General features: G+C 67.8%; 9 protein-coding genes. 3 read left to right on the top strand and 6 right to left on the bottom strand.

Annotated features, from left to right (window positions below):
• The first annotated feature begins 13 nt into the window (after positions 1–13).
• Positions 14–103 (top strand): HNH endonuclease, encoded by a 90-nt coding sequence (locus NA4_RS39780; RefSeq protein WP_245671751.1) that lies wholly within the window; start codon positions 14–16, stop codon positions 101–103.
• A gap of 18 nt (positions 104–121) precedes the next feature.
• Here NA4_RS39780 and NA4_RS35890 read toward each other — a convergent pair whose 3' ends face one another.
• Together NA4_RS35890 and NA4_RS35895 are read right to left on the bottom strand one after the other, a co-directional pair.
• On the bottom strand, positions 122–838 hold the full coding sequence (locus NA4_RS35890; RefSeq protein WP_067480144.1) for a TetR/AcrR family transcriptional regulator: 717 nt from the start codon (positions 836–838) through the stop codon (positions 122–124).
• A gap of 8 nt (positions 839–846) precedes the next feature.
• On the bottom strand, positions 847–2,076 hold the full coding sequence (locus NA4_RS35895; protein ID WP_067480131.1) for a cytochrome P450: 1,230 nt from the start codon (positions 2,074–2,076) through the stop codon (positions 847–849).
• Between the two features lie 259 nt (positions 2,077–2,335).
• Between NA4_RS35895 and NA4_RS35900 the strand changes: the two genes are divergently transcribed.
• Positions 2,336–2,779 (top strand): group II truncated hemoglobin, encoded by a 444-nt coding sequence (locus tag NA4_RS35900; RefSeq protein ID WP_067480133.1) that lies wholly within the window; start codon positions 2,336–2,338, stop codon positions 2,777–2,779.
• Here NA4_RS35900 and NA4_RS35905 read toward each other — a convergent pair.
• The 3 genes from NA4_RS35905 to NA4_RS35915 all read right to left on the bottom strand — a co-directional run bounded on the left by NA4_RS35905 (position 2,776) and on the right by NA4_RS35915 (position 6,524).
• The gene (locus NA4_RS35905) at positions 2,776–4,194 is read right to left on the bottom strand and encodes a DUF1254 domain-containing protein (protein ID WP_067480135.1); all 1,419 of its coding nucleotides are present in this window, start codon (positions 4,192–4,194) and stop codon (positions 2,776–2,778) included. The genes NA4_RS35900 and NA4_RS35905 overlap by 4 nt on opposite strands.
• Positions 4,195–4,421: 227 nt before the next feature.
• On the bottom strand, positions 4,422–5,837 hold the full coding sequence (locus tag NA4_RS35910; protein ID WP_067480137.1) for a DUF1254 domain-containing protein: 1,416 nt from the start codon (positions 5,835–5,837) through the stop codon (positions 4,422–4,424).
• A gap of 393 nt (positions 5,838–6,230) precedes the next feature.
• A complete protein-coding gene (locus NA4_RS35915) occupies positions 6,231–6,524 on the bottom strand; it encodes a hypothetical protein (protein WP_067480139.1) in 294 nt (97 codons plus the stop codon).
• A gap of 392 nt (positions 6,525–6,916) precedes the next feature.
• On the opposite strand from NA4_RS35915, the gene NA4_RS35920 reads away from it, so the two are divergent.
• The gene (locus tag NA4_RS35920; RefSeq protein ID WP_067480140.1) at positions 6,917–7,192 is read left to right on the top strand and encodes a hypothetical protein; all 276 of its coding nucleotides are present in this window, start codon (positions 6,917–6,919) and stop codon (positions 7,190–7,192) included.
• Positions 7,193–7,316: 124 nt separating this feature from the next.
• On the opposite strand, the gene NA4_RS35925 is transcribed toward NA4_RS35920, so the two are convergent.
• The gene (locus NA4_RS35925; RefSeq protein WP_067480142.1) at positions 7,317–8,687 is read right to left on the bottom strand and encodes a vWA domain-containing protein; all 1,371 of its coding nucleotides are present in this window, start codon (positions 8,685–8,687) and stop codon (positions 7,317–7,319) included.
• Positions 8,688–8,847 lie beyond the last annotated feature (160 nt).

Consider the following 8,847-nt stretch of genomic DNA (forward strand, 5'->3'; position numbering starts at 1 on the left):
GTTCGATCACATCATCCCACTCAGCCGCGGCGGCGCGACCAGTGCCGCCAACCTCCAGATCCTGTGCCGCTCGTGCAACCGCGCCAAAGGCGCCCGCATATAACGCGGACGCCGCACCGGCTCAGTCGACGAGCAGGCCCGCCGTCCGCCCGAGATCGGCGAGCATGGCATCGAACAGGATCTCCGGATTGTCCAGCGGGATCGGGTAGTTCCCGAACACCTCGAGCGTGACATGCCCGTAGAGCCGCGCCCAGATCTGGATCATCAGGTACGTCACCCCGAGATCCAGTTTCTCGGCGGGGAACTTCTGACCGGATTCCGACAGCGCCGCCAGCAGTTCGGTCTGGAAATGCACCAGATCCTCGCGCAGCTCCGGCGGGATGACGTCGGTGGGCGGTGTGACGATGTCATAGGTAGCCAGCAGCCGGCCCGTCGCGGCGAGGAAGATCCGGCCGAACGGCTCGTCGAATCGGCGCGCCTGCCCAGCGCCGGGCGAGGCGAACACCAGGGTGAACTCCCTGGTGTGCGCCAGCGCCCAGCGCCGGAAGCCACGGCAGATGGCGAAGAACTGCACCGCGCCGTCATCGGGCAGCGTGGCGATCTCGGCGGACAGCTCCTCGGCCAGGTCGGCGCAGAAGTCCAGCCGCAGTCGCTCCAGCAGGTCCTCCAGCGACTTGTAGTACCGGTACAGCGCGGGAGCGGTGACACCGAGCTCGCGCGCGATAGCGCGCAGGGTGACCGCGTCCGGCCCGCGCTCGACCAGCAGCGCGCCTGCGACCCGCCGGATCTCGCCGTCGGTCACCACCGGCGCACGGCCCCGTGGTTTGGACTGTTGCACCACTCGATTCAAGCGTATTCGACTTCCCAGCGCTTGATCCCGTTCAGCCAGCCCGAGCGCAGGCGCACCGGCTCGGCGACCTGCCGCAGGTTCGGCATCACGTCGGCGATGGCGTTGAACATCAGATCGATCTGCAGCCGGGCCAGGTTCGCGCCGACGCAGTAGTGCGTGCCGGTGCCGCCGAAGCCGACGTGCGGGTTCGGATTGCGCAGCACATCGAAGGTGAACGGGTCGTCGAACGCGTCCTCGTCGAAATTGGCCGAGCTGTAGAACAATCCGACCCGCTGGCCCTTCTTGATCTCCTGGCCGCCGAGCACGGTGTCCTGGGTCGCGGTGCGCTGGAACGCGGTGACCGGGGTGGCCCACCGGACGATCTCGTCGGGCGCGGTGCGCGGACGCTGCTGCTGGTAGATCTCCCACTGCTCGGGGTGGTCCACGAACGCCTTCATGCCGTGGGTGATCGAGTTCCGGGTGGTCTCGTTGCCCGCCACCGACAGCAGGATGACGAAGAACGCGAACTCGTCCGAGCCGAGGTGCTCGCCGTCGACGTCGGCGTTGACCAGCTGGGTGACGATGTCCTGCGCCGGGCAGGCGCGCCGCTGCTCGGCCATGTTCCAGGCGTAACCCATCACCTCGGCGGTGGCGGCGTGGTGGTCGCCCTCGAACTCGGGGTCGTCGTAGGAGATCATCTGGTTGGACCAGTCGAAGATCTTCTTCCGGTCCTCCTGCGGGATGCCGATCAGCTCGGCGATCGCCTGCAGCGGCAGCTCACAGGCCATCTGCTCGACGAAGTCGCCGCCGCCGGTCTTCTTCGCCTCGTGCACGATCCTGGCGGCGCGTTCGGTGAGCGCGGCGCGCAGGCTCTCCACCGCGCGCGGGGTGAAGCCCTTGGAGATGATGCGGCGGGTCTTGGTGTGCTTGGGCGGATCGAGGTTCAGCAGCAGCATGTCGCCGAGCATGTCGATCTGCTCGCGGGTGGTCTCCTCGTTGAACCGGATGATCGCGGTGTTCTGCTGGGAGGAGAACACCTCCGGGCGCTTGGAGATCTCCTTGATGTGCTCGAGCTTGGAGACGACCCAGTAACCGCCGTCGTCGAAGCCGCTGGCGCGGTCGGGCTGCGCGCACCACCACACCGGGGCGGTGCGGCGCAGCTCGGCGAACTCCTCGATGGGCAGGCGGGTGGCGAGCAGGTCGGGGTCGGTGAAGTCGAATCCTGTGGGGATCGAGGGCGTGGTCACGGGCACGGCTAACTCCTACCGGTCTGGGCGCGGACCGCACGACGCTGTGGGGAACACGGTCCAAGGAGATGCAATCACAGATCGGACGCCCGTGAACAGTGTTTAGTAAAACCCGTTCACTTTTTCTCGGTGCCCACCAGCGCGACCGGTCGGTCTGCCCCGCTGGCCGATATCGGACAACCTACCGACTCGCCTGGACACCCGGTGACCGGTCTGCCTGTAATGGGAGCGTCAGCCCGTTCTGCTTGCCGGAGGTCCCATGCCCAGTCTCTACGAGCACGTCGGCGGCGACGAGGTGCTGCACCGTGTGGAAGCGGCGTTCTACGACAAGGCGCTGGCCGACCCGGTGCTGAAGACGCTGTTCACCGAACGCCTGCCGCACCACGTCGACCATCTCACCTGGTTCACCGCCGAATCCTTCGGTGGTCCCGGCCGTTTCACCCGCGAGCTGGGTTTCGACCACATCATCGCGGTGCACCGGAACCTGAAGATCACCGACGAGCAGCGGGAACGCTTCGTCGAGGTCTACATGCAGACGTTCGAGGAAGCCGGGCTGCTGGACGACGAGGAGTTCCGCACGGCCGTCTACGAGCATGTGGCCTTCGGATCGCAGGTGGCCCAGCAGAACTCGCACGCGACCAGCGACGCTGAACTGCATCCGATCCGCGAGGTCCCGCGCTGGACCTGGGGGCGCGACGACTAGCTCAACCGCAGCGGCGTGAGCGGCGGCGGTTGCCAATGCCCCTGCATTGCCTCGGCTTTTGGCGAGAACAGGCGCAACGTCAGCGAGAACTGGCCCGAATCCGGAATGGGCAGCCAGTTTCCGGCGGGAACGCTCGGCCCAGGATCTCCGTACTGAACCGCGATATCCAGGGAGCCATCGGGATTGAGCACCACCGGAACCTGGTAGCCCACCGAGTAGATCCCCGCCGGGTTGGGCACCAGCTGGCTGTCGGCGTCGTAGGCGGTCAGCGACCAGAACGCATCGGCCGGTGGTAGCTGGCCGGGTGCGAAATGCAGCCGGAAACGACCCATGCTGCCGCGGGCGTCCGCCGACGCGAACAGCGTCGGATTGAGGACGTTCTCGCGCAAGCCTGCGCCGACGCCTATCCGGGCGATGATTGCGCGCAGCAGGTAGTTGGTGCCATACCTGCCGACCTCGGGATCGACGAGCCAGCCGTCCTGGTTGACCATTCGTGCGCCGATATACACCGGGATCTGCTGCTGGGCGGTCTCCACCGCGGCGGTGAGTTCGGTATCGGAGAGTCCGCGGACCTTCCCGCCCGGCCGAATCCCGATGGCCGCGAAGTGCCGCATAGCGGCCGCGTCCTGCGGCGCGGGTGGATTTGTCGACATCACCGCGCACATCCGGTCGAAGAAGGCGCGCGCGTCCATCTCCGCGATCTGCTCGGAGGGCGGCTGCGCCGTCGACAGCCCGCCGGGCGGCGCGGCGCGCGGCTGCCTGCCGTTCGTCCACACGCTCAGCGGAACCAGTTTCAGCTCCTGCTGCAGAGCGCGAACGACCGGCAGGTCGTCGTCTCCGTCGAGCTGAATTCGGACGATCAGCCACACCGTCGGCGTCGGCATCGGCAGCGGGGTGAGGTCGCCGGGCAACACGCCCGACCAACCCGGGCCGGTCACCGCGTAGGTGTACGGCGGCGCCGCCGACTTCGCCTGGGGCCGGGCACTACTCGGGTTGTGCACATTGTTCGTCCAGGCGTCGAGCAGTTGCACCAACCAGAACCGCCCACCACCCATCGCGGGAACTTGCAGCACCATCGGCTCGGCTTCCAGATCGAGCCAGGCGGTCGAACGCAATGTGTCCCGGTCCAGCCGCACAACGTCGCGCTGGGCCGGGGTGGGCAACGCGGCGGCGTGCTGGAGTCGGTTGGCGGGTGTGGCCGTCTCCGCCGCCGACCGGGTGAGATCCATCAACACCAACGGGTAGCCGAATATGTAGGCGTCCCTCGCGATCATGGCGGCGTCGCCCGGCACGGCGGGGTTCTCTTCGTCCGATCCGCCGCACGCCGCCAATCCGAGCGCGGCCACCGATGTCGCTGCCATACCGAGCGCCGTGCGCCGCGACACCGTGACCTTGCCGTCGGTCCTGTGGTCCATGATCCTGCTCCGCCTCCGATCCTATCGGGCCAGCGAGATCCGCACCGGAATATTGCCACTCGAGACGACGAAAGTCGCAGGTCAGCGCCCTCGCGGACGTCCGCGCGACCGTCTCCAACTACCCTGCCATCGGAGCGCAAATGGCCCAGCAGAACTCGCACGACCAGCGACGCTGACTACACCCGATCCATGAGGTCCCCGCTGGACCCGGGGGCGTGACGACCAGCTCACCGTAGCGGCGTGAGCGGTGGAGGACGCCAAACCCCTTTTATCGCATCGATTTTCGGCGCGAACAGGCGCAACGTCATCGAGAACTGGCCCGATTCGGGAATAGGCAGCCAGTTTCCCGTTGGCACGCCCGCGCCCGGATCGGCCCACTGGAGGGTGAGATCCAGGGAGCCATCCGGATTGAGCACCACCGGGACATGGTGGCCGACCGCGTAGATCTCGGCCGGATTGGGCACCAGGTACAAGTCGGCGGTGTAGGCGGTCAGCGACCAGAAGGCATCCACCGGAGGCAACTGGTCAGGCGCGAAGTGCAGCCGGAAACGCGACGGGCCATCGCTGGCATACGCCGTGCCGTAGACGGTCGGGTAGATCGCGTCCTCGGGCAGGGCGGCACCTAGGCCGTTCCAAGCGATGGCGGCGCGCACCAGGTAGTCGGTACCGTACCGGCCGGTGCCCGGGTCGTAGATCCAGCCGTTCTCGACGATCGTGGTCTCCCCCACGTACACCGGGATCTGCTGCCGCGCGGTGGCGACCGCCGCGGCGAGATCGGCGTCGGGAATGCCTGCTTTGACCGCGCCGCCCGGCTCGATGCCGATGCTCGCGAAGCGCCGCATCGCGGGTGCGTCCTCGGGTGCGGGCGAATTGACTTCCATCAGGGCGCACATTCGGCCGAAGAAGGCACGGGGGGCCATCTCCGCGAGTTGCGCGGCTGGGGGCGCCGTCGGCCGGGTCGGCGGCACCGCAGGCGCGGGCACGTCCACTCCCGCGGTCCACGCACTCAGCGGAGCCAGCTTCAACTGCTGCTGGACGTCGCGGACCCTGGGCACGTCGCCGGGACCGTCGACCTGAATCCGGTTGATCAGCCACACCGTCGGCGTCGGCATCGGCAGCGGGGTGAGCCCCTCCGGCAGCGACCCGGACCAGCCGGGTCCGGTCACCACGTAGGTGTACGGTGGCTCCGCCGACTTCGCCTGCGGGCGCATGCTGCTGGGGTTGTGCCCGGTATTGGACCAGGCGTCCAGCAGTTGTGCCAGCCAGTAGCGCGGCCGATCCATGTCGGGAACCTGCAGCACCATCGGCTCGCGGGTCAGATCGAGCCAGGCGAACGAGTCCATCGTGTCCAGATCCGGTCGCACCACCTCGCGCTGCTCTTGGGCGTCGAACGAGTTGGTGTGGCGGAACCGGTTGAGGGGGACAATCGTCTCGGCCGTTGCGCGCGTCAGGTCCATCAGCACGAGCGGGAAGCCGAAAATGTAAGCGTCCCTGGCGATCGCGACCGCGTCACCGGGTACGGCGGAGTCCTCGTCCTCGGATCCGCCGCACGCCGCCAATCCGAGCGCGGCCATTGATGTCGCCGCAAGGCCGAACGCCGAGCGCCGCGACAACATGACTTTGCCGTCGGTCCTGTGGTCCATGATCCTGCTCCGCCTCCGATCCTATCGGGCACCGCGAGATCCGCACCGGAGTATAGCGACCATCGGCAGCGAAAATCGCAGGTCAGCACCCTGATGACGGAACAGGCGCGGACGGCGGAACGATCGGCGCGTCGGCCGCGTACCCTGCGCCCGGGGCGACGCGCGCTCGGCTGGGCGATGGGAGCGCGGCTCGACACCGCAGAGCCCGACCGATGGTTCGACTGCGCGTCGTGCGGCCCAGCCGATTGCCTGAACGTCGTGCAGGTGGCGGGCGACGTTCGCAACCACACCGGAGTTCCACCGCGCTTGCCCCGCCGGCGTCATGACCGACAGGCCGCAGACGATCCGTTCGCGCGGGGCGCGCCGACCGGCGGATCGCACACGGCCATGCGATCAGATTTCCAGGATGGTGTTCATGATGGTGCCCGCGCTGGTGGCGACCACGCCACCGAGCATCGCGCCCGCGATCATCTTCGGCGACTGCAACCCGCTGCCACTCCACTTCTCCCAGGCGAAGCGACCACCCGCGTAAATGATGCTGACGATGCCGGACAGCAGCGCGAACCACGTGAAGTAGCGGACGAATCGTAAGATCTTGTCCGCCAAGGGCGGCGCCTCCGGGGTCGGGTCGCCGATCTGCGCCAATGTCGTGAACGAATCGCCGACCGACGCCAGAATGATGCTCACCGTCTACTCCCTATGCTCGATTACAATCCCGCCGCCGCCGAGCCGCTACACGAAAGCTGTTCGGCCACCGATCAATTCGGTCACGACTGAGGATACGACCCTGGGCGGCACTTGGTGTGCGCACTGTGTGGAACGCCGCGGACCTGGCAGCGGGATCAGAACCCGATTGCCCCCCTCATGGTCGTAGCGAACCCGCCGACGATTCCGGCGCCGCGCGACGGCCAGCCCTGCGCACTCACTCCCATCATCCAGAGGTATGGCCCACCCGGCAAGGCGGGAAGACGCGAACTTCCCTGTGCTGCACCGACCTGACTGCATCACGGCGAGCGAACGGATACGATCTTCACAGCGAAGCACTGCCCCTGTCCCGAATCCAGAATGAGCGAACGACGATGATCCTGGCCGCCGCTTTTGACACCCTGGCGCAGATCGGCAACCCGACCCCAGAAGCACCGCCGATCTCCGACAAGTTCCTCCAACTGGTCCGCTACCTGACGTGGTTCGTGCTGCTGTCGGGCATCTGCGGCATCATCTACGCCGGTGGCCGCTTCGCCTGGGAGAAGTGGACCGGCGGCGGACTCGAGTCGCCGAAGATGGTGGCGGGAGCCATGATCGGCGGCGTGATCGCCACCAGCGCGGGCACCATCATGAACGCCGTCATCGGCTGACCGCGGAACCCGTCCCGAAATCGCACTCCGCCATAGCATCTCGCTATAACGCTGGGCCTGGCGTTCAGGCAGGCTTCGCGCTGTTCGCCCGTGCCGCCGCGCGGTCCGGGTTCGAGCAGGCCGGTCAGCGCAGGATACCGGCGGCGCGCGCGGCGCGCAGCCAGTCCGGAAACTCGCCCAGCAGGCGCGTGTAGAGCTGGGCGTCGTCGACCTGATCGATGTCGTCGAGGGCGAAGAAGCCCGCGTTGTCCACCGCCCGCTCGGACAACTCGTCCAAGGTCCGCAGCACGCCGTAGTTGGCGCGGCCCAGACCGACGAACTGCCAGAAGGCCGGGAGCAGCGAGGCTTCGCGCATGAGGGCCGCGATTTCGCGCTTCTTGGCGAAGCCGCCGTCGGTGAAGAACAGCACGAGCGTCGGGCGGTCGCCGGGACGCAGCGAGTCGATGATGTCGCGCATGATCGGCAGTTCGTCGTTGCGGCCCCCGAGCCGGTCGTAGTCGATGCCCCCGTGGGTGCCGCCGAGGTGCAGGTAGGTCTGGGCCCACGCCTCGCCGTGCTCGACGGTGATGTCGGGCAGCTTGGCGAAGGAGAGGGCGTAGAGGTAGGCCTCCAGGGTGCCGTCGTCATCGAGCTGCGTGGCCACCGGAACCATCCGCTGCACGACGCGATGGACCACCTGGTCGCGATATTGCCGGTTCATGCTGCCGGTCTTGTCGATGACGAGCACGACGCGGGCGCGAATCCCGAAGACATCCCCATCGACCAGGACTTTCGCGACCACGCGCTTGCGCAGGTCCAGCGTGGCGCGTTTCTCGAACGACAGTCCGGCCTCACCGGGCACGGTGAAGACGTCCGTCGCCGCGGCGCCAGGAGACGGCGAAGCCGCGGCGATCGGGTCCGGCACCGGGGCGTCGGCCTCGTCGTCCACGCTCACGACTGCACCTCGCTGGCGCTCGGCTCCGTCGTGCGCGAGAGCGCGCTGTGTCCTGGGGTTCACTCGCTGACGCTCGCTCACGCCATGATCGGTGACGAGCGCGGCGAACCCGCCCGCGTAGCCCTGCCCGACCGCCCGCACCTTCCACGCCGCGTTCCGCCGATACAGCTCGAGCGCGATCACCACGGATTCACCGGTCAGCCCCTCGATGCGGTACTCGTACAACACGTTGCCCGCCTCGTCCGCGACCGTGGCGACGGGCGGCGGGAACCCGCCGAAGGTCGCCCCGGGATCGTCGAGCGTGAGCACCGCGCGCAGCTGCGCGATATCCTCGGGCAGCTCGGCGAGCGAAACCGCCAGGGCCGCAGGGGTTCCCGGCCGAAGCGACACTCCGGGGCCACTCGGCTGGTTGAAGAACACGAAGTCCGCGTCCGAGCGCACCCGGCCCGCTTCGGTCACCAGCAGCGCCGACATGTCGACCGCGGCCTCGGTCCGCACCGACACCAGCAGCCGCGCGGCGTCCAGTGCCCCGTTCTGCCCCTTGACCAACACGGCACCCATCGAAACTCCCAGCCGTTGCGCCGAAATCGCTACCGCGATCAGCGTAGGTCCACCGCCGGCTGCACGCGGACCCTACTCGGGCACAACGGGCCCTCCTCGGCGCCGCGTCTTCGTGCCAGACTGGGCCTGTGAACGAGCGTCAGCGAGTGAACCGACAATG

This window comes from Nocardia amamiensis NBRC 102102, from assembly GCF_001612745.1.
Lineage (GTDB): Bacteria > Actinomycetota > Actinomycetes > Mycobacteriales > Mycobacteriaceae > Nocardia > Nocardia amamiensis.

What these genes read in the sequence shown, in the direction of transcription:
- NA4_RS35900 (WP_067480133.1), top strand. Translation starts at nt 2,336, where the DNA reads ATGCCCAGTCTCTACGAGCACGTCGGCGGCGACGAGGTGCTGCACCGT.
- NA4_RS35905 (WP_067480135.1), bottom strand. Translation starts at nt 4,194, where the DNA reads ATGGACCACAGGACCGACGGCAAGGTCACGGTGTCGCGGCGCACGGCG.
- NA4_RS35910 (WP_067480137.1), bottom strand. Translation starts at nt 5,837, where the DNA reads ATGGACCACAGGACCGACGGCAAAGTCATGTTGTCGCGGCGCTCGGCG.
- NA4_RS35920 (WP_067480140.1), top strand. Translation starts at nt 6,917, where the DNA reads ATGATCCTGGCCGCCGCTTTTGACACCCTGGCGCAGATCGGCAACCCG.
- NA4_RS35925 (WP_067480142.1), bottom strand. Translation starts at nt 8,687, where the DNA reads ATGGGTGCCGTGTTGGTCAAGGGGCAGAACGGGGCACTGGACGCCGCG.